Annotated in this window: 17 protein-coding genes and 3 pseudogenes; 11 read left to right on the top strand and 9 right to left on the bottom strand. The window is 71.5% G+C overall.

Going from position 1 to position 19050, the window contains the following annotated elements; translation table 11 throughout:
- The first annotated feature begins 36 nt into the window (after positions 1–36).
- Positions 37–864 carry an enoyl-CoA hydratase family protein gene (locus ACU6WZ_RS03680; protein ID WP_447031691.1) on the top strand — a complete coding sequence of 276 codons (828 nt, stop codon included), beginning with the start codon at positions 37–39 and terminating at the stop codon, positions 862–864.
- Between the two features lie 2 nt (positions 865–866).
- Complete coding sequence (locus ACU6WZ_RS03675) at positions 867–3137, top strand: bifunctional salicylyl-CoA 5-hydroxylase/oxidoreductase (RefSeq protein WP_447031690.1); 2271 nt, start codon at positions 867–869, stop codon at positions 3135–3137.
- A 220-nt stretch (positions 3138–3357) separates the two neighbouring features.
- Here the strand turns inward: ACU6WZ_RS03675 and ACU6WZ_RS03670 are convergent, their stop codons facing one another.
- Positions 3358–4209: a PaaX family transcriptional regulator gene (locus ACU6WZ_RS03670; RefSeq protein ID WP_447031689.1), complete on the bottom strand. Its 852-nt coding sequence runs from the start codon at positions 4207–4209 to the stop codon at positions 3358–3360.
- Positions 4210–4213: 4 nt separating this feature from the next.
- Positions 4214–5827 carry an AMP-binding protein gene (locus tag ACU6WZ_RS03665; protein WP_447031688.1) on the bottom strand — a complete coding sequence of 538 codons (1614 nt, stop codon included), beginning with the start codon at positions 5825–5827 and terminating at the stop codon, positions 4214–4216.
- A 92-nt stretch (positions 5828–5919) separates the two neighbouring features.
- Between ACU6WZ_RS03665 and ACU6WZ_RS03660 the strand changes: the two genes are divergently transcribed.
- The 4 genes and pseudogenes from ACU6WZ_RS03660 (at position 5920) to ACU6WZ_RS03645 (ending at position 9804) form a co-directional block, all read left to right on the top strand.
- Complete coding sequence (locus ACU6WZ_RS03660; protein ID WP_447031687.1) at positions 5920–7038, top strand: acyl-CoA dehydrogenase family protein; 1119 nt, start codon at positions 5920–5922, stop codon at positions 7036–7038.
- On the top strand, positions 7035–7433 hold the full coding sequence (locus ACU6WZ_RS03655) for a RidA family protein (RefSeq protein WP_447031686.1): 399 nt from the start codon (positions 7035–7037) through the stop codon (positions 7431–7433). Before ACU6WZ_RS03660 ends, ACU6WZ_RS03655 begins: the two co-directional genes overlap by 4 nt.
- Before the next feature lie 127 nt (positions 7434–7560).
- A pseudogene (locus ACU6WZ_RS03650) lies at positions 7561–8706 on the top strand (PP2C family protein-serine/threonine phosphatase); the annotation flags it as partial.
- Positions 8707–9048: 342 nt separating this feature from the next.
- Complete coding sequence (locus tag ACU6WZ_RS03645) at positions 9049–9804, top strand: cobalt-precorrin-6A reductase (protein ID WP_447031685.1); 756 nt, start codon at positions 9049–9051, stop codon at positions 9802–9804.
- Positions 9805–9822: 18 nt separating this feature from the next.
- On the opposite strand, the pseudogene ACU6WZ_RS03640 reads toward ACU6WZ_RS03645, so the two are convergent.
- The 3 genes and pseudogenes from ACU6WZ_RS03640 to ACU6WZ_RS03630 form a co-directional block, all read right to left on the bottom strand.
- Positions 9823–10784: pseudogene (locus ACU6WZ_RS03640) on the bottom strand (precorrin-3B C(17)-methyltransferase).
- 167 nt (positions 10785–10951) lie between these two features.
- A complete protein-coding gene (locus tag ACU6WZ_RS03635; protein WP_447033837.1) occupies positions 10952–11578 on the bottom strand; it encodes a precorrin-8X methylmutase in 627 nt (208 codons plus the stop codon).
- 138 nt (positions 11579–11716) lie between these two features.
- A pseudogene (locus ACU6WZ_RS03630) lies at positions 11717–12296 on the bottom strand (ferredoxin-like domain-containing protein); the annotation flags it as partial.
- Positions 12297–12475: 179 nt separating this feature from the next.
- Here ACU6WZ_RS03630 and ACU6WZ_RS03625 point away from each other — a divergent pair.
- On the top strand, positions 12476–12634 hold the full coding sequence (locus ACU6WZ_RS03625; protein WP_447031684.1) for a GMC oxidoreductase: 159 nt from the start codon (positions 12476–12478) through the stop codon (positions 12632–12634).
- Between the two features lie 215 nt (positions 12635–12849).
- Here the strand turns inward: ACU6WZ_RS03625 and ACU6WZ_RS03620 are convergent, their stop codons facing one another.
- The 4 genes from ACU6WZ_RS03620 to ACU6WZ_RS03605 all read right to left on the bottom strand — a co-directional run bounded on the left by ACU6WZ_RS03620 (position 12850) and on the right by ACU6WZ_RS03605 (position 15691).
- Positions 12850–13236: an MFS transporter gene (locus tag ACU6WZ_RS03620; RefSeq protein ID WP_447031683.1), complete on the bottom strand. Its 387-nt coding sequence runs from the start codon at positions 13234–13236 to the stop codon at positions 12850–12852.
- On the bottom strand, positions 13233–13373 hold the full coding sequence (locus ACU6WZ_RS03615; RefSeq protein WP_447031682.1) for a hypothetical protein: 141 nt from the start codon (positions 13371–13373) through the stop codon (positions 13233–13235). Before ACU6WZ_RS03615 ends, ACU6WZ_RS03620 begins: the two co-directional genes overlap by 4 nt.
- 371 nt (positions 13374–13744) lie before the next feature.
- Positions 13745–15274, bottom strand: coding sequence for a type II toxin-antitoxin system RelB family anti-toxin (relB, locus tag ACU6WZ_RS03610; RefSeq protein WP_447031681.1), 1530 nt, complete (start codon positions 15272–15274; stop codon positions 13745–13747).
- Positions 15275–15343: 69 nt separating this feature from the next.
- Positions 15344–15691, bottom strand: coding sequence for a VOC family protein (locus tag ACU6WZ_RS03605; RefSeq protein ID WP_447031680.1), 348 nt, complete (start codon positions 15689–15691; stop codon positions 15344–15346).
- Between the two features lie 409 nt (positions 15692–16100).
- Between ACU6WZ_RS03605 and ACU6WZ_RS03600 the strand changes: the two genes are divergently transcribed.
- From ACU6WZ_RS03600 to ACU6WZ_RS03585, 4 genes are all read left to right on the top strand, one after another.
- Positions 16101–16568: a DNA glycosylase AlkZ-like family protein gene (locus tag ACU6WZ_RS03600; protein ID WP_447031679.1), complete on the top strand. Its 468-nt coding sequence runs from the start codon at positions 16101–16103 to the stop codon at positions 16566–16568.
- A gap of 62 nt (positions 16569–16630) precedes the next feature.
- Entirely contained in the window at positions 16631–17254 is a 624-nt protein-coding gene (locus ACU6WZ_RS03595; RefSeq protein WP_447031677.1) for a TetR/AcrR family transcriptional regulator, read from the top strand.
- A 32-nt stretch (positions 17255–17286) separates the two neighbouring features.
- Complete coding sequence (locus ACU6WZ_RS03590; protein WP_447031676.1) at positions 17287–18108, top strand: alpha/beta fold hydrolase; 822 nt, start codon at positions 17287–17289, stop codon at positions 18106–18108.
- A gap of 494 nt (positions 18109–18602) precedes the next feature.
- Positions 18603–19025: a VOC family protein gene (locus ACU6WZ_RS03585; protein ID WP_447033835.1), complete on the top strand. Its 423-nt coding sequence runs from the start codon at positions 18603–18605 to the stop codon at positions 19023–19025.
- Positions 19026–19050 lie beyond the last annotated feature (25 nt).

Below are 19050 nucleotides of genomic sequence, written 5' to 3'. Positions count from 1 at the left end.
AGGCATCAACCGCCCGCAGAGGGAGGCCGTTGCTCCATGAGCCCCTTTCCCAGCTCGGCTCCACGCACCGAGCACTGGCGCCACCTGCGGCTGACCGTCGAGGACGGCGTCGCCACCGTCACCCTCGCCCGGCCGGAAAAACTCAACGCGCTCACCTTCGGCGCGTACGCCGACCTGCGTGACCTGCTCGCGGAGCTGGCCCGCGAGCGCACGGTGCGCGCCCTGGTTCTCGGCGGCGAGGGCCGCGGCTTCTGCTCCGGTGGTGACGTCGACGAGATCATCGGCGCCACCCTCGCCATGGACACCGCGCAGCTCCTCGACTTCAACCGGATGACCGGCCAGGTCGTCCGGGCGCTGCGCGAATGCCCCTTCCCCGTGATCGCCGCCGTCCACGGGGTCGCCGCGGGCGCGGGCGCCGTCCTCGCCCTCGCCGCGGACTTCCGGATCGCCGACCCCTCCGCCCGGTTCGCCTTCCTGTTCACCAAGGTCGGCCTGTCCGGCGGCGACATGGGCGCGGCGTACCTCCTGCCCCGCGTCGTCGGGCTCGGCCACGCCACCAGGCTGCTGATGCTCGGCGAGCCGGTGCGCGCCCCCGAGGCCGAGCGGATCGGCCTGATCAGCGAGACGACCGACGAGGGCCACGCCGACGCCCGCGCCGCCGAGCTGGCCAGACACCTCGCCGACGGCCCCGCCCTCGCGTACGCCCAGACCAAGGCCCTGCTCACCGCTGAACTCGACATGCCGCTCGCCGCCGCCGTCGAACTGGACGCCGCGACCCAGGCGCTGCTGATGAACGGCGAGGACTACGCCGAATTCCACGCCGCGTTCACCGAGAAGCGGCAGCCGAAGTGGCGGGGGCGCTGACGATGCGTGTCGCCGTGATCGGCGGCGGGCCGGGCGGGCTGTACGCGGCCGCCCTCCTCAAGCGGCTCGACCCCGGCCGCTCCGTCACCGTCTGGGAACGCGGCGCCCCCGACGACACCTTCGGCTTCGGCGTCGTCCTGTCCGACGAGACGCTCGGCGGCATCCAGCACGCCGACCCCGTCGTCTACCAGGCGCTGCAGGGCGAGTTCGTACGGTGGGACGACATCGACATCGTCCACCGCGGCCGCACCCTGACCTCCGGCGGACACGGCTTCGCCGCCCTCGGCCGCCGTCGGCTTCTGGAGATCCTGCACGAGCGCTGCCGCTCGCTCGGCGTGTGCCTGCGCGTCCGCGAGGAGGCACCGACCGCCGCCGAACTGTCCGCGGCGTACGACCTGGTGATCGCCGCCGACGGCGTGCACAGCCTGACCCGCGAGGCGTACGCCGAGGTCTTCGCGCCCCGCGTCACCACCCACCGGTGCCGTTACATCTGGCTCGCCGCCGATTTCGCCTTCGACGCCTTCCGCTTCGAGGTCGCCGAGACCGAGCACGGAGTCATGCAGCTGCACGGCTACCCGTACGCCAAGGACGCCTCGACCGTCATCGTCGAGATGCGCGAGGAGGTCTGGCGGGCCGCCGGCCTGGACCTGTGCGACGAGGCCGAGTCGACCGAGCGCTGCGGCAAGATCTTCGCCGACGCCCTGGGCGGCCGGGCCCTACGCGGCAACAACTCCTCCTGGGTCGCCTTCCGCACGGTCGTCAACGAGCGTTGGAGCCACGGCAACACGGTCCTGCTCGGCGACGCCGCCCACACCGCCCACTTCTCCATCGGCTCCGGAACCAAGCTCGCCGTCGAGGACGCGCTCGCGCTCGCCGCGTGCGTCGAGGAGCACCCGGGCTCGCTGCCCGACGCGCTCGCCGCGTACGAGGCCGAGCGCCGCCCCGTCGTCGCCTCCACCCAGCGCGCGGCGGCCGCCAGCCTGCGCTGGTTCGAGGAGCTGGAGCGCTACCTCGACCAGCCGCCACGCCAGTTCGCCTTCAACCTCCTCACCCGCAGCCGCCGCGTCACGCACCACAACCTGCGGCTGCGCGACCCGGCTTTCACCGGCGCCGTGGAGGACGACTTCGGCTGCCCGCCCGGGACGCCGCCGATGTTCACCCCGCTGCGGCTGCGCGGGGTGACCCTGCGCAACCGGGTCGTCGTATCACCGATGGACATGTACAAGGCGGTGGACGGCGTCCCCGGCGACTTCCACCTGGTCCACCTCGGCGCACGGGCCCTCGGGGGAGCGGGCCTGGTCATGACGGAGATGGTGTGCGTGAGCCCGGAGGGCCGCATCACCCCCGGCTGCACCGGCCTCTACAGCCCCGGCCAGGCCGACGCCTGGCGCCGTATCACCGACTTCGTCCACCAGCAGTCACCGGCCACGGCGATCGGCGTGCAGCTCGGCCACTCGGGCCGCAAGGGCTCCACCCGCCTGATGTGGGACGGTATCGACCTGCCTCTCGCCGCAGACAACTGGCCGCTCTCGGCGGCCTCGCCGCTGCCCTACCGCGACGGCGTCAACCAGGTACCGCGCGCCCTCGACCGGGCGGGGCTGGCCGAGATCCGCGACCAGTTCGCGGCGGCGGCCCGGCGCGCGGTCGACAGCGGTTTCGACCTGCTCGAACTCCACTGCGCACACGGCTACTTGCTGTCGGGCTTCCTGTCTCCCCTCACCAACCTGCGCACCGACGCCTACGGCGGCTCCCCGGCCGGCCGGCTCCGCTTCCCGCTGGAAGTGTTCGACGCCGTACGCGACATCTGGCCGGACGACCGGCCGATGACGGTCCGCGTCTCCGCCACGGACTGGGCGCGGGGCGGGACCACGGCCGACGACGCCGTCGAGATCGCCAGGGCGTTCGTGGCGCACGGCGCGGACGCGATCGACGTGTCGACGGGGCTGGTCGTCCCCGACGAGGCACCCGAGTACGGCCGCTCGTACCAGACCCCGTACGCAGACCGGATCCGCAACGCGCTCGGTGTGCCAGTGATCGCCGTCGGCGCGATCTCCTCCTGGGACGACGTGAACTCGCTGCTGCTCGCGGGCCGGGCCGACCTGTGCGCGCTGGCCCGCCCACACCTGTACGACCCCCACTGGACGCTGCACGCGGCGGCTGAGCAGGGCTACGCGGGGCCGGGCGCGGCCTGGCCCCTCCCTTACCGCGCGGGCAGCCGCCCCCCACCGACGGGCCGCACGGACGCCCCGAAGCCCCGGCTGACGCTGGACTGAGCCATGTGCTGAGGCTCCGCGTCAGACCCCGCCCGGGACCCGGCCCCCTAACGGCCTGGTGCGCGATAGGGGACGGGCCCGCGACGCCGGCTACGGCACCTCGCCGCGTTGGCGAAAACCTCGACGAGTACCTGGCCGCCGCAGGCCCCTGCGTGACCGCCCGGCCCGCCGACGGCCCCGCACCCCCTATTTGGGCACTCGCGATTTCTGCGCCCGCGATTTACGCACCCGCGCGCACGAACTCCTCGCCCGCGTCCCGCAACCGCGCATGCAGCCCGGCGAACACCTTCGCCGACCGCACCCCCGGCCAGTCCGACGGCAGGAGTTCCGCCGGCAGACCGGGGTCCGCGTACGGCAGCCGGCGCCAGGAATCGAGGGCAAGCAGATAGTCCCGGTAAGCCTCCTGCGGGGCACCTGCCCTCGCCCCGGACGCGCTCGACTCCCCAGACGTCCCCGACGCCCACGACCGCAGCACCGGCTCATGCACGTCCAGGAACTCCTCGTGCTGCTTGGCGATCGCCGCCAGGTCCCACCACCGCGCCACCGCCTCCTCCGTCGCCGCGAAGCCGAGGTGCTCACCCCGGAATAGGTCTACGTAGAAAGCGAGTTGCAGCCGCTCCAGCGTGTGCCGGGTCTCCTCGTACAGCCGCGCCGGTGCGATCCACACCCCCGGCGCCGCCGCCCCGAAGCCGAGGCGGGCGAGGCGCGAGCGCAGCAGGTGACGATTGGCGCGCTCGGCCTCGGGGACGGTGAAGACGGCCAGTACCCAGCCCTCGGACAGCTGCGGCGCGGGGCTTTCGTAGATGCGGCGGTCACCGTCGTCCAGGAGCTGACGGCCGTCGCCGGACAGCGTGTATCCGGCGGCCCCCTCGGTCGTACGGGCGGCCACGAGCAGGCCCCGCCGCTTGAGCCGGGACACCGACGACCGCACCGACGGCGGGTCCACGCCGACGGCGCCCAGCAGCCGGATCAGCTCGGCCACCGGCATCGACTCGCCGCCCCCGCCGGGCGTGCGCCCGTACGCGCCGAAGAGAGAGACGATCAGGGAACGGGGAGTGTGCTGCTCGGCCACGTGATCACTCTACGGCCCGCAGCCGGAAGCGCTGGAGCTTGCCCGTCGGCGTCCGGGGCAGGGCGTCCAGGAAGACGATGTCGCGCGGGCACTTGTACGGCGCCAGCTCGGCCTTGACGAAGTCGCGCAGCAGCGCCGCGGTCGCCTCCCCGCGCTCCACCCCGTCGCGCAGCACGGCGTACGCCACCACGACCTGCCCGCGCCGCTCGTCGGTCCGGCCCACCACGGCCGCCTCCACCACGTCGGGGTGGCGCAGCAGCGCGTCCTCGACCTCGGGGCCCGCGATGTTGTACCCGGCAGAAATGATCATGTCGTCCGCGCGGGCGACGTACCGGAAATAGCCGTCCGGGTCCCGGATGTAGGTGTCGCCGGTGAAGTTCCAGCCGTCCCGCGCGTACTGCGTCTGCCGCTCGTCCGCGAGATACCGGCAGCCCACAGGACCGCGCACCGCCAGCAGCCCGGCCTCGCCGTCCGGCACCGGGCGGCCCTCCCCGTCCACCACCCGCGCCTGCCACCCCGGCACGGGCACCCCGGTCGTCCCCGGCCTGGCCGCGCCGTCCGCCGCGGAGATGAAGATGTGCAGCAGCTCCGTCGCGCCGATGCCGTTGACGATGCGCAGGCCGGTGCGCTCGTACCAGGCCTCCCAGGTCGCCGCCGGCAGGTTCTCCCCGGCCGACACGCAGCGCCGCAGCGCGCTCAGGTCGTACGCGCCGAGGTCGTCCAGCATCGCCCGGTAGGCCGTCGGCGCCGTGAACAGGACCGACACCCGGTGTTCGGCCAGGGCCGGCAGCAGCTGCTTGGGGCCCGCCTGCTCCAGCAGCAGCGACGAGGCGCCCGCCCGCATCGGGAAGATGACCAGGCCGCCGAGCCCGAACGTGAAGCCGAGCGGCGGACTGCCCGTGAACAGGTCGTCCGGCTCGGGCTTGAGGACATGGCGCGAGAAGGTGTCGGCGACGGCCAGCACATCGCGGTGGAAGTGCATACAGCCCTTGGGGCGCCCGGTGGTCCCCGAGGTGAAGGCGATCAGGGCGACGTCGTCGGCGGAGGTCGGCACGGCGGCGTACCGAGGCGGCTTGGCGGACGCGGCCCGCAGCAGGTCGTCGGGTGCCTCGCCGCCGTACGCCGTGATGCGCAGGCCCGGCACCTCGGCCTTCACCAGGTCGTCCACGGCCCGGACGTCGCACAGCGCGTGCCCGACCCGCGCGATCTCGCACATCGTCGCCAGCTCCGCCGCCCGCTGCTGGGCGAGCACCGTCACCGCCACCGCGCCCGCCTTCATCACCGCCAGCCAGCAGGCCGCCAGCCAGGGGGTGGTCGGGCCGCGCAGCAGGACGCGGTTGCCGGGGAGGACGCCCAGGTCGGTGGTGAGGACGTGCGCGATCCGGTCGGCGTGGCCGCGCAGTTCGCCGTAGGTCCAGACCTCGCCGGTGGCGGTGCGGAAGACGGGCCTGGCCGGGCCGAAACGGTCCACCGTGCGGTCCAGGAGTTCCTCGCCGCAGTTGAGCCGGTCGGGGTAGCACAGCTCGGGACGTTCGAAGAGGAGCTGCGGCCACTGGTGGGCGGGTGGCAGCTGCTCGCGGGGAAAGGTGTCGATGTGCGCTGAGGTCTTCAGCTCCATACGGGATCGCCCCCTTGTCGCATCCTGAGCGTATCGTTTGAGTGACGACAGTCAACGGTTCGCGATAAGACGCGGAAAGTGGGGTGCGGAGCATGGCGGGATTCGCGCTGGAGCCTCAGCAACGGGAGTGGTGCGAGCAGCTGCGCACCGTGGCGGCCCACCATCTGCGCCCTCTCGCCGACAAGGGGGAACCGGGCAGAGTCAACCGCCCGTTGATCGCCGCCCTCGGTGAACTCGGCCTGCTGGAGCGCCTGTTCGCCTCCGGAGCACTCGACCTGTGCCTCATGCGCGAATCCCTGGCCGCCGTCTGCACGGAGGCCGAGACCGCGCTCGCCCTGCAAGGACTCGGGGCGAGCCCGGTGGCCAGGTCGGGCACGGACGAACAACGGGCGCGCTGGCTGCCCGAAGTGACCGCGGGGCGCGCGGTGGCCGCCTTCGCGCTGAGTGAGCCGGGCGCGGGGTCGGACGCCGCGGCGCTCTCGCTCCTGACCGTACCGGAGGGTGACGGGTGGCGCCTGTCCGGTGAGAAGTGCTGGATCTCCAACGCGCCGGAGGCCGACTTCTACACCGTCTTCGCCCTGACCACCCAGGGCGCCGGGGCGCGAGGCGTCACCGCGTTCCTCGTCCCCGCCGACCGCCCCGGCCTGTCCGGCACCCCGCTCGACATGCTCTCGCCCCACCCGATCGGCGCCCTCGCCTTCGACGGCGTACCCGTCACCCGCGCCGATGTCATCGGCGAGGTGGACCGGGGCTTCCGGGTCGCGATGGACACCCTCAACCTCTTCCGGCCCAGCGTCGGAGCCTTCTCCGTCGGAATGGCCCAGGCCGCCATCGACGCGACGCTCGCCCACACCGCGAGCCGCACCGCGTTCGGCGGCCCGCTCAAGGACCTCCAGTCCGTCGCCCACCAGGTCGCCGAGATGGCCACCCGCACCGAGGCCGCCCGCCTGCTCGTCTACGCCGCCGCCTCGGCGTACGACACGGGCGGCGCGGGGGCACCCGGCGTGCCGCAGCGCGCCGCGATGGCCAAGCTGTTCGCCACCGAGACCGCGCAGTACGTCGTCGACGCGGCGGTCCAGCTGCACGGCGCCCGCGCGCTCCAGCGCGGACACCTGCTCGAACACCTCTACCGGGAGGTCCGCGCCCCCCGGATCTACGAGGGCGCCACCGAGGTCCAGCGCACGATCATCGCGAAGGAGCTGTACCGATGACCCTGCACCGCGTCAACCCGCCCGAGCTGTCCCCGCCCAGGGGTTTCTCGCACGCCGTCACCGCGACCGGATCGCGGCTGGTGTTCCTCGCCGGGCAGACCGCGCTCGACCCCGACGGCAAGATCGTCGGCGACACGCTTCCGGCGCAGTTCGAGCTGGCCCTCTCCAACCTCCTCACCGCCCTGCGCCATGCCGGCGGCGCCCCGGCCGACCTTGCCCGCGTCACCGTCTACGCCACAGATGTGGCCGCCTACCGCACCCATGGACCCGAACTGGGCCGCGTCTGGCGCCGCCTGGCGGGCCGCGACTACCCCGCGATGGCGGTGATCGGCGCGGCCCGCCTCTGGGACGAACAGGCCATGGTGGAACTGGACGGGGTCGCGGTGCTGCCCTGAGGAAGCTCGGTGCCCCCGCAGCCGCACCCGGTTGATCGACCAGTGATCGACTGGTGGCTGATCCGGCGCAGGTCTGGTGTCGACGAATGGACGGAACCGTCCGTTGACCGTCCCGTTCCTGTGACCCATGGCGGTGCGATGCGGTCCTGGGCGAGGTGATCGTGTGAGAGCCGGCCCCGGCCGCGGCGCGGCGGATCCCGCCCGGCACTACCGCCTCTCCCTCGCCGACGCCGCCCGGCGCATCGGGACGACGCTCGACGAGCGCGTGACCTGCGAAGAGATCGTGCGGTTCACCAGCAACGGCTTCGCCGACGCCACAGCGCTCCACCTTCTGTCCGCCGCGCAGCCGACGGGCGGCGCCCCGGGCGGGCAGACGCTGCCCGATCCGACCCGCGCCGCCGCCGCCGGCCCGCCCGCGCTGCTCGGGCCCGGCACTCCGCCGTACGCCGTGTGGGGCGGCCGGCCCGTGCTCGACGGCCGCAGGCTGGCGGTGCCGCTCGTCGCGCACGAGCACGTCATCGGTGCCCTGCTGGCCGCCCGCACCCACGCTCCTTTCACGACGGACGACGTGGTGCGCTTCCAGCCCGTGGCCGCGCGGGCCGCCTTGGCGATCGAACACGCCCGTCAGTACGGACAGGCCCGGCGCACGGCGGTCGACCTGCAGCGCGCCCTGCTGAGCGACCCGGGGCGCCCGCACCCCAACCTCGAACTGGCCACCCGGTATCTCCCCTCCGGTTCGGGCGCCCTGGTCGGCGGCGACTGGTTCGCGACCGTACGCCTGCACTTCGGGCGCACGCTGCTCGTCATGGGGGACGTGATGGGGCACGGCGTGGCGGCCGCCGTGGACATGAACAGTTACCGCTCGATGCTGCGCGAGGTCGCCGCCGCCGACCTGCCGCCCCACCGGGTCCTGCGTCAGCTCGACTCCATCATTGCCGCGGCGGAGTCCCGGCGCCCCGCCACCTCCCTGCTGGTACGGATGGACCCCGCGCGCGGCATCGGCGTCTTCGCCAGCGCCGGGCATCTGCCGCCCGTGGTCTTCAGCCGGGACGGCGTCGCCGACGTGATGCCCGTACCGGTCGGGCCGCCGCTCGGCACCGGCCTGGGCGGCTACGAGACCGTCTCGCGCGACCTCGGCCCAGGCGACACCCTGCTGCTGTTCACCGACGGCCTGATCGAACGGCGCGGCGAGGACATCGACACCTCCCTGGCCCGCCTCGCCCGCGTACGCCCCGCCCCCGGCGGCACCCTGGACGAACTGCTCGACGAGGTCCTGCACGAACTCGACGCCGCCCACGCCGACGACGACGTAGCCCTCATGGCCGCCCGCATCCGCCCCGCCCACCGGTCGCACCGGACCTCGGTTGACGGCGGCGCCCCCGACCCCGACGGCGATGTTGTTGGTGCAGGTCACCCGGGGGACGATCGCGCGGAGAGCGGGGTGCCGGCTGGAGACCGCCGACTCATGCGCGCCCGGCCGGCCCACGGTGCGTGGCGCACGCACGCTCGCCGTACGCGGCGGTCGCGCAGGCACCGGTCGTCCAGCCGGGACGCAGACCGGTGTGTTTGAGTTGGGGGCTGCGCCCGCCCCTCGCCTCACTCATGGATGGATCCCATGCACGTACTCGTACTGGGCGGGACCACGGAGGCCCGCCGCCTCGCCGAGCTGCTGGTGGCGGAGCTTCCCGACGGGACCAAGGTGACCAGCTCGCTCGCCGGGTGCGTGGCCCGTCCGAAACTCCCACCGGGCGAGGTCCGCTTCGGCGGCTTCGGCGGAGCCGGCGGGCTTGCCGAGTGGCTGCGTACGCACCAGGTGGACGCGCTCATCGACGCCACCCATCCTTTCGCCCAGACGATGAGTTTCAACGCGGCGACAGCTGCCGCCGTTGCCCATGTTCCCCTGCTGGCACTGCGCCGACCCGGCTGGGTGCCTGGCGACGGCGACGACTGGCGCCCGGTCGGCTCCCTGGCTGAGGCGGCGTGGGCTCTGCCCGCGCTGGGGCGGCGCGTGTTCCTCACGACGGGACGCATGGGGCTGGCCGCCTTCGCCGGGCTGGACGGCCTGTGGTTCCTGATGCGGTCTGTGGACGCCCCCGAACCCCCGCACCCCGCGCGAATGGAGGTGCTGCTCGACCGGGGCCCGTTCACCCTCGACGGGGAACGCGAGGTGATCCGCCGCCATCGCATCGACGTCGTCGTCACGAAGGACAGCGGCAGCGCCGCCACCGCCCCCAAACTCGCCGCCGCCCGCGAGGCGCGGATCCCGGTGGTCGTGGTACGCCGGCCACCGGTTCCCGAGGGAGTCGCGGTGGCCGGCACGCCCGACCTGGCCGTGGCCTGGCTGCGCGAACATATCTGCTTTCAGGCGTAGTTGAAGGCCGCTGTGGGCTCAGCCCCCCGGGTAGCGACGGGGTGGCCAGACGATCTGCTGCCCGTCACCACGCCGCACCCACCGCGTCTGCGAGGACCCGACGATCAGGATCGTGCGCATGTCGACCTCGGCCGGGTCGAGATCGGCCAGACGTAGGGTGCGTACACTCTCGGTCGGTCCGCCGACGTCCCGGCCGAGAACCACGGGTGTGTCCGGTGAGCGGTGCTCAAGGAGCAGGTCGCGGGTCTTGCCGACCTGCCAGGTCCGGCTGCGTGAACCGGGGTTGTACAGCGCGAGCACCAGGTCCGCCGAGGCCGCCGCCCGCAACCGTTCCGCGATGACTTCCCACGGCTTGAGCCGGTCCGAGAGCGATATCGCGGCGTAGTCGTGGCCCAGCGGTGTTCCCGCGCGGGCGGCGGCCGCGTTGGCCGCCGTCCCGCCCGGCAGCACCCGCACCGGCACGCCCGCGTACTCCTCCATGGGAGGCCACCTCCAGGACGGCCGTCGCCATGGCGAAGACCCCGGGGTCGCCGCCGGACACCACGGCCACGCGCCGTCCGCGGCGGTCCAGGTCCAGGGCGAACTCGGCGCGCTCCGACTCGACCTTGTTGTCGGAGCCGTGCCGCGTCTGCCTCGGGTCGCCCTCGGCGAGCACAGCGACCGTGCGCCCTGCGTCGAGGTGCACCGCCAAGCGGGCTGCCGCCTCGGTGTAGAAGTCCTCCATCGCACCCCGGTAGCCGCCCGGGTGGTCCGTGGTTTCCGTCGTGACGGGGTAGACCAGTGCCTCTTCGATGTGGTCGGCGCGAATGTGCTTGGCCGCGATGGACCGGGCGATGGACCCTCCGTGCCGGGGCGCTGTGATAGGCGAGGACATCGGCTTCGGCGATGATTTCCACGGCTCGTACGGTCATCAGGGCCGGATCGCCGGGCCCGAGCCCGACTCCGTACAGCCGCCCCTTCTTCTGCTCTCTGACGCTCACGCTTACGGCCTGGTGCGCGATAGGGGACGGGCCCGCGACGTCGGATGCGGCACCTCGCCGCGTTGGCGAAACTCCCTAATAGCTCCGCTATGAGGACGCTCCGCCGCCTTGCGATGCACCGCATCCGACGCCGCGGGCTGATCCGCCCCCTATCGCGCACCAGGCCGTTACTCTTCCTCACTGGCGATCGCGTTGAGGGCGGCGGCCGCGATGGCGCTTCCGCCGCGACGGCCCCGCACGATGAGGTGCTCAAGCCCGGACGGGTGCGCGGCCAGGGCGTCCTTGGACTCGGCGGCGCCGACGAAGCCGACCGGCACACCGATGACGGCGGCGGGGCGCGGGGCGCCCTCCTCGATCATTTCGAGCAGCCGGAACAGGGCGGTGGGCGCGTTGCCGACGGCAACGACCGCGCCTTCCAACCGATCACGCCAGAGCTCCAGGGCGGCTGCGCTGCGGGTGGTACCGAGCTGTGCCGCGAGACCGGGCACCGCCGGGTCGGACAGCGTGCACACGACCTCGTTGGCCGCGGGCAGCCGCTTGCGGGTGACACCGCTGGCAACCATGGCCACGTCACACAGGATGGGGGCGCCTGCCCGCAGCGCTTCGCGGGCGCGGGCCACCACGTCCGGGGTGAAGGCGAGATCGCGTACGAGGTCGACCATGCCGCAGGCGTGGATCATGCGGACCGCGACCTGGCTCACATCAACGGGCAGGCCAACCAGGTCCGCCTCCGCGCGGATCGTGGCGAAGGACTGGCGATAGATGGCCGGTCCGTCCTTCTCGTACTGGTGCACAGTGCTTTCGCTCTCTTCATCGGGCATGGAACGGTAATTGGGCGTGGAACGGTCAGGTGTCGCGGTGTCGCGGTGTCGCGGTGTCGCGGTGTCGCGGTGTCGCGGTGTCGCGGTGTCGCGGTGTCGGGCAGGGCGTTGTCAGTCGAGGGTGCCGCGGGCCGCCGTCACGGCGGCCGCGAGCGCGGAGGGGCTGTCGGGGATACTCAACGGGGTGTCCCGTTCTTCGCCCCGTACCAGGGAGAATTGGTGGCCGTCCGGGGTAGCGACGACATCGACCCACTCGCCCTGCGGATGACCGCACCGGCGTTCGCACCCCTGACCAGTACACCGGCAGTCCCCCTACGGGGCCCACGCTTGCCGCCGCCTCGGCCCGCACATCGGCCAGGGACTTGGCGCAGCCGGGCCGACCGATACAGGCCCCCACCCCGGTCCAGGGGGAGTGGGGCCCGATGATCAGGCCGGCGGCCCCCAGGCAGTCCAGCACTTCTGTGGCCCGCTCCCGCTCCATCCCCGGTACGACGACGCCGCGCCAAGGGGTCAGCCGCAGTTCGCCGCTGCCGCAGTGCCGGGCGGTGTCTGTCAGCACCTGCCATTGCCCTGCGCTGATGCGTCCCAGGGGCACCCCGACGGACAGCGTGACCGCGTCCTGCGGACCGGTCACGATGCCGAGGGCTGGAGTCGCCGAGTCCTGCGGGCGTACGGGGCCGGCGGTGCGCGCAGCCGCAGCGTTCCGGGGCAGGCGTCACCACGGGCACGGGGAGACGCGTCTCCTGGGGGCGCAGGAAAGGTGGCTGGCGGGGCATGGCGGCGAGCATACCGACCATCTCATCAGGTCCGTATGCCCCCCAGTAGATGAGCGACCCTTACTATGCCTAGCGACGGGCAATCCGGCACGTCGTGGTGCACGGTGTCGAGGGGCTGAGGGTGGTGGACGCCTCCGTCGTACCGCGCATTCCCCGTGGTCACACTCACGCGCACGCTGTGATGATCGGGGAACGCGACGCCGCGGACCTCATCTGCGAGGACGCCGCCCGGCCGTACCCCCAGGGGATCTGACCAGAACGCGAAGAGCCGTGCCGCCCCGGGATCGACCCGGGGCGGCGCGGCTCTTGTCCGTCACACCTGCTGGGCGCCTGGAGAGCGGAGTCACCGGCCGTCTCGGCCGATGCCTGCTCCTCCTCGTCGCCCCCCGGCCGGCAGGTGGCGCAGCAGCACCACGGCGGCGACCGCCAGGGCGGCGACGACCACGCCGCCGATGTCCGCGGCGACATTCAGACCATGCGTGAACGCCTCACGTGCGGGCTCAGCAACTCGCCGCCGAGCGTGCCGGGCAGCCCCTGTGCCACCGCGTCGGCGTTGGCTAGGGGTTCGCGGGCGGAGTCGGCGCCGGCCGAAGGAACGCGGTCCGGGACGCTGTTCGCCATGTCCCCGCGGTAGATCGCGGTCACGACACTGCCCAGGACCGCGACGCCCAGCGCGATGCCGAACTCCATCCCGGTCTCCGACATCGCCGCCGCGGAACCGGCCTTCTCCGGCGGGGCGGAGCCGGCGACGAGATCGGTGCCGAGCACCATCAGCGGGCTGATGCCGACGTAGATGAGGATGTAACCAGTGATGAGCATGGGCAGCCCCGAGGTGCTGTCGACCTGGGTGATCATCGCGTAGCCGACACGGAGAGCACCAGGGCGGCGCCGAGGAGGTATCCGGGGCGAACCCGCCGGGCGATCACCGGAGTCAGCGAGCAGGCCACGATCAGCGCGACGGCGGCGGGCAGCAGCCACAGTCCCGGCTTCATCGGCGACAGACCCTCGGCGCCCAGTTCACACGCGGCCGCGAACTGACTCCGGACCAGGCCGGTTCCGTCGTACTGGACGGGCGCGACTGACGCCGGCCACCGCACGGGGCTCGGCAACGGCTATCAGGTCCCCTGACCGTTCGTGGTCGATGCCTCTGGGTTCACCTTGCGGAAGTACTCCCACTTCCTGCCGCGGGCGGGCGCACGGGGCACTGCCGCCATTGACGCGATCTTCGCGTAGCTTCGGTTCCGGGCAGCGTCCGCAGGAGCCCGGCTCAGGCGCAGAGTCCAGAGCAGTCCCACGGGTGCCGCCGCACCCCCTCCTGACTCGTGTTCTTGCTGTTCAGACAGGGCGTGGCGGCATCTGTCAATCAAATGTCGCGGAAGATCTCGATCTGCGCGCCAACCGAATTCAGCCGCTCGGCCAGGTCCTCGTAACCGCGGTTGATGACGTACACGTTGCGCAGTACGGACGTGCCCTCCGCCGCCATCATCGCGAGCAGCACCACGACCGCCGGCCGCAGCGCGGGCGGGCACATCATTTCGGCCGCGCGCCACCGGGTCGGACCCTCGACGAGCACGCGGTGCGGGTCGAGGAGTTGGAGGCGGCCCCCGAGCCGGTTGAGGTCCGTCAGATAGATCGCGCGGTTGTCGTACACCCAGTCGTGAATCAGGGTCTGGCCCTGGGCGACCGCCGCGATCGCCGCGAAGAACGGCACGTTGTCGATGTTGAGTCCAGGGAACGGCATTGGGTGGATCTTGTCGATCGGCGCCTCCAGCTTCGAGGGCCGGACCATGAGGTCCACCAGCCGCGTACGCCCGTTGTCGGCGGCGTACTCGCCGGAGCGGTCGTGGTCGAGGCCCATCTCCTCCAGCACCGCAAGCTCGATCTCCAGGAACTCGATCGGCACCCGTCGGATCGTCAGCGCCGAACCGGTGACCACGGCGGCCGCGAGCAGACTCATCGCCTCGACCGGGTCCTCGGACGGCGAGTAGTCGACGTCGACGTCGATGTTCGGCACGCCGTGCACCGTCAGCGTCGTCGAGCCGACACCGTCGACGCGTACGCCCAGCGCCTCCAGGAAGAAACACAGGTCCTGGACCATGTAGTTGGACGACGCGTTGCGGATGACGCTCACGCCGTCGTAACGGGCCGCCGCCAGCAGCGCGTTCTCCGTCACCGTGTCACCGCGCTCGGTCAGCACGATCGGGCGCCCCGGCCCGGCCGACCGCTCCACCACCGCGTGATAGATGCCCTCGGTGGCGGTGACGTCCAGACCGAAGCGGCGCAGCGCGATCATGTGCGGCTCGATGGTGCGGGTCCCGAGGTCGCAACCGCCCGCATACGGAAGCCTGAAGTGGTCCATGCGGTGCAGCAGCGGGCCGAGGAACATGATGATGCTGCGCGTACGGCGCGCCGCCTCGGCATCCATCGCGTCCATGTTGAGTTCGGCCGGCGGGACGATCTCCAGGTCCTTGCCGTCGTTGATCCAGCGCACCCGTACGCCGATCGAACTCAGCACCTCCAGAAGACGGTAGACCTCCTCGATACGGGCGACCTTCCGCAGTACGGTTCGCCCCTTGTTGAGCAGCGAGGCGCAAAGCAGCGCCACGCAGGCGTTCTTGCTGGTCTTCACGTCGATCGAGCCGGACAGCCGCCGTCCGCCGACCACACGCAGATGCATGGGGCCGGCGTACCCGAGGGACACGATTTCGCTGTCGAGGGCCTCTCCGATGCGCGCGATCATCTCAAGGCTGATGTTCTGGTTGCCGCGCTCGATGCGGTTGACGGCGCTCTGGCTGGTGCCCAGCGCGTCGGCGAGCTGGTTCTGTGTCCAGCCCCGATGCTGACGGGCGACACGGATGAGCTTGCCGATGCGTACGAGGTAGTCGTCTGCCATAGGGGCAAGATATCTCAGATATGAGATGAAGGCCTGTCGAGGCGGCCGAACGGGTGAAGGGGAGGCGTTCTAGCTCGCCGGGTTCTCGATCAACGTGATCCGGTTGCCGTCGGGATCGTGCAGTGCGGCGAACCGCACCCGCTGCCCGCCCGGCTGGATCTCCCCGGCCGTGAGCCCGCGGCCGGCCAGCTCCACCAGTGCCGCGTCCAGGTCGTCGACCGCCAGGTTGAGCAGGGTCGACCCGGCGTGCTCGGGCGACTCGAAGACCTGGACCCAGCCGGTCCCGGAGACGTGCCAGTCCACCAGCCCCGGCATCGGCCGGGCGTCGGCCGGCCTGCCCATGAGGCGCTCGTACCAGAGCGCCGCCGATTCGATGTCGGTCACCGGGGCGACCGCGAGAACCCGTGTGTAGGCCATGAGGTGTGCTTCCTCTTGTCGTCCTGCTTGGAGGATTCCGTACTGGCACCAGCTGCCCTGTCCTACTGAAGGCTGAGTGCGTCTCCTCGAAGTCTGAGTGACGGTCCCGCGTCGTGCGACCTTGCTTCCGTCTCACCCACAGCGATTCTGCGCGGGCGCAGGATCAGCGATAACCCAGGCCCCCGGCCCGGTGGCGGGTCGGCAGGAGTGGGAGCCCGGCGCTCTCAACGCGCCGGCTCGCAGGATGAAGGGGGTGCGAAGGGGGCGTGCGACGAAAGCGCCGAGAGCTGGGGCCTTGCCACACCCCGAGGGCTTGTGGGCCGCGGAACTCTGAATTGCTGGCGTGCTGGCGTGCTGGCGTGCTGGCGGATGACGGATGGCTGGCGCCCGGGGGCGGCATAATCCGGGCGTGATCCTTACCGCGCGACAGCTCGCCCTGGCCACCCTGGACCGTCAGCTCCTGCTCGAACGCCAGCGCCTCGATGTAGCGGAGGCGGTCCGCCGGGTCTGCGCTTTGCAGGCCCAGGCACCGGCGTCGCCGTACCTGGCGCTGTGGAACCGCGTGCAGGACTTCGTGCCCGAGGATCTCGACGCGGCGTTCGCGGACCGCCGGATCGTGGCGATCCTCATGCGCATCACGCTGCACGCCGTCCACGCCGAGGAGGTGGAGGACGCGGTCACGGGGCGGTTCGGCGAGCACGCGCACCGAGTCTGGTGGGCGCTGCGGACGTACGCGCCGGTGCCGCCGCTTCATCTCGACAGGGCTGACCCCCACCGACGCCGACGCGCTGCTTCCGAAGCTCGCCGGCTTCCTGGCGCGGCCCCGCACCGGTGCCGCGTTCGACCTCGCGGCGGTCCGCGCCACCTCAACGCTTGACTATATCTAGAGACACCTCTAAATTTTTCGCACTCTAACTTTCAGCGGAGGAGTGTGCGCGTATGCAGCCAGCCGAAGGGGGACTGCGTGAGCAGCACAAAGCCCAGCGACGGATCCGCATCCTCGAGGCAACACGCGAACTCCTGCGGGACAGCCCTGAATCGGTGATCAGTACCGAGCGGATCGCCGAGCGAGCGGAGGTCGCCCCGGCCACCGTTTACAACCTGATCGGACCGCGCGACAAGATCTGGGAGGCACTCGCCGCCGGGTTCATGGACGAACTCGAGCGCCGCCTGGAGTCGCTGGGAGCCGGCGACCCGCGGGAAGTCGTCAGGTCGACCGTCCAGCTGTTCGTGGCCGACCCGGTCGTATCGCGTCGCATGGTGCGTGAGTGGGAGGAAAGCGGCCTCGTGCTCGACCGCAGTCCGCTCACCCAGCTCCGCCAGGCGATGGCGGACGCACGGACACAGGGCCTCCTGCGCGCCGACATCGACACTGACGCGTTGGCCGCCGTTGTCGGCACCTCGTGCGTGGGTGCGCTGCACCAGTGGGTCGCCGCCCTGCTCGACGACGACCGGTTCCTCGCACGTGCTCTGTTCGCGCTGGATGTCGCACTCGCCGCAGCGGCCACGGATCCCTACCGCGACCAGCTGCTGACGCCGCTGCGAACCCGAGCTGCGGTATGACGGCCGGCGCACTGCCACGACCCCAAAGGTTCGTGGGCCGCGGCGGGATCCGGCTCGCGGCGGATGTATGGGACGAGGCATCCTCACCACCTCTTGTCCTGCTGCACGCCGGCGGCCAGACACGACACGCTTGGCGCCGGACCGGCACTCGACTGGCCGCGCTGGGGTGGAAGGTCATCGCCCCGGACCTGCGCGGGCATGGCAGCAGTGAATGGTCAGCCGATGGTGACTACGACCTCGGCCTGTTCGCCGACGACGTCCGGGCGCTCGTCGCCGAACTCGGCGACCAGCCGGTGCTCGTCGGTGCCTCGCTCGGCGGCCTGAGCTCGCTGCTCGCCGCCGGAGAGGCGCCCAGGGCGGCGATCCGCGCTCTGGTGCTTGTCGACGTCGCCCATCGACCGGACCCCTGCGGGGTTCGCCGCGTCGTCGAGTTCATGCGCCGCCAGCCCGACGGATTCGCCAGCGTTGGGGAAGCTGCCGCGGCGGTCTCCACCCACCTGCCGCATCGCCCACATCCGGACGGCCCCGAGGGGATACGGAACAACCTGCGACGCCATGGCGATCGCTGGTTCTGGCACTGGGACCCCCGGCTGCTGGACAGCTTCGAGGGCCGGATGGACCCGCCTGGCATGGCGGAGCGTCTTCTCGACGCCGCACGCCACGCCGACGTGCCGATCCTGCTCGTCCGCGGTGGGATCAGCGACCTGGTGCGCGAAGACATCGCCCAGGAGTTCTGCGACCGGGTTCCCAACGCGCGACGCGTCGATGTGGCCGACGCGGGGCACATGGTGGTCGGCGATCGGAACGAGCACTTCATCGACGCGATCGTCCCGTTCCTGGAAGGGCTCGAGTGAGCGTGGCTGCGCGTGTGGAAGCGCACGCCGTGGCTGGTGACGGTGCGGAGGCATCCGACGTCTTCGAGGGTGACGACCACACATCTGCGGCGGGGGCCGCCACTGAGCCACCGCCACCGCCACCGAGGGGCGACACCGTCATACCGCGACTGTCCGTGGACAGCCTCCCGCCGACATCCAACCCAGTCGGCCCAGATCAACGCGCTGCACACGACCAACTTCGCTGTCGAAGGACACCGGCTGTCCTTTCTCAGCGAAGATAGTCGCCGAGGGTGGGCCTGACCTGGGCGGACTATTTTCGCTGAGACAGCGTGGGGCAGTCTGGCGGCGAGAGGTCAGGCCGGCTGTCCCGTCTCATGCGAATTGGCCCCTGTCTCAGGTGATCTGGTCCGTTGGCGCTACTCATGTCACGCGAGACCTCGACCCGCGCAGCGATGACATTCGGGGTTTCGGCGAACAGCACGCGCCTCTATGGTGGGCCGATCTCAACGATCATGAAGTTCCAAGTCACCTTCGACTGCGCAGAACCTGAGCGCGTCGCTCGTTTCTGGTGCGAGGTGTTGGGGTACGTCGTACCGCCACCGCCCGAGGGGTTTGCTACTTGGGACGATTTCCATCGCTCTCTACCGTCTGAGCGTCAGGGTGCAGCGTTCGTCTGCAGGGATCCCTCAGGTGTAGGCCCGCGACTGTTCTTCCAGCGGGTTCCCGAAGGCAAGGTCGTCAAGAATCGGCTTCATCTTGACGTGCGGGTCGGCACCGGGCTCGTGGGTGAAGAGCGCCTGGCCGTACTCGAGGCCGAGTGCGCACGACTGGTCGCGCTCGGCGCGGTACGCGTGCGACTACTGCTTGCCGATGACGACAACGAGTCGTGCCTCGTGATGCAGGACATCGAGGGCAACGAGTTCTGTCTCGACTGAGGGGCCGCGAACGTGTCCTCGTTCT

Source organism: Streptomyces hypolithicus, from assembly GCF_052934925.1.
This window is presented reverse-complemented; position numbering and strand designations above follow the sequence as displayed.

Coding starts and splice junctions, on each gene's coding strand:
- ACU6WZ_RS03645 (WP_447031685.1), top strand. CDS start 9,049: ATGCACGTACTCGTACTGGGCGGGACCACGGAGGCCCGCCGCCTCGCC.
- ACU6WZ_RS03665 (WP_447031688.1), bottom strand. CDS start 5,827: ATGGAGCTGAAGACCTCAGCGCACATCGACACCTTTCCCCGCGAGCAG.
- ACU6WZ_RS03680 (WP_447031691.1), top strand. CDS start 37: ATGAGCCCCTTTCCCAGCTCGGCTCCACGCACCGAGCACTGGCGCCAC.
- ACU6WZ_RS03655 (WP_447031686.1), top strand. CDS start 7,035: ATGACCCTGCACCGCGTCAACCCGCCCGAGCTGTCCCCGCCCAGGGGT.
- relB (WP_447031681.1), bottom strand. CDS start 15,274: ATGGCAGACGACTACCTCGTACGCATCGGCAAGCTCATCCGTGTCGCC.
- ACU6WZ_RS03615 (WP_447031682.1), bottom strand. CDS start 13,373: ATGAAGCCGGGACTGTGGCTGCTGCCCGCCGCCGTCGCGCTGATCGTG.
- ACU6WZ_RS03595 (WP_447031677.1), top strand. CDS start 16,631: ATGCAGCCAGCCGAAGGGGGACTGCGTGAGCAGCACAAAGCCCAGCGA.
- ACU6WZ_RS03605 (WP_447031680.1), bottom strand. CDS start 15,691: ATGGCCTACACACGGGTTCTCGCGGTCGCCCCGGTGACCGACATCGAA.
- ACU6WZ_RS03585 (WP_447033835.1), top strand. CDS start 18,603: ATGAAGTTCCAAGTCACCTTCGACTGCGCAGAACCTGAGCGCGTCGCT.
- ACU6WZ_RS03660 (WP_447031687.1), top strand. CDS start 5,920: ATGGCGGGATTCGCGCTGGAGCCTCAGCAACGGGAGTGGTGCGAGCAG.
- ACU6WZ_RS03620 (WP_447031683.1), bottom strand. CDS start 13,236: ATGATCACCCAGGTCGACAGCACCTCGGGGCTGCCCATGCTCATCACT.
- ACU6WZ_RS03675 (WP_447031690.1), top strand. CDS start 867: ATGCGTGTCGCCGTGATCGGCGGCGGGCCGGGCGGGCTGTACGCGGCC.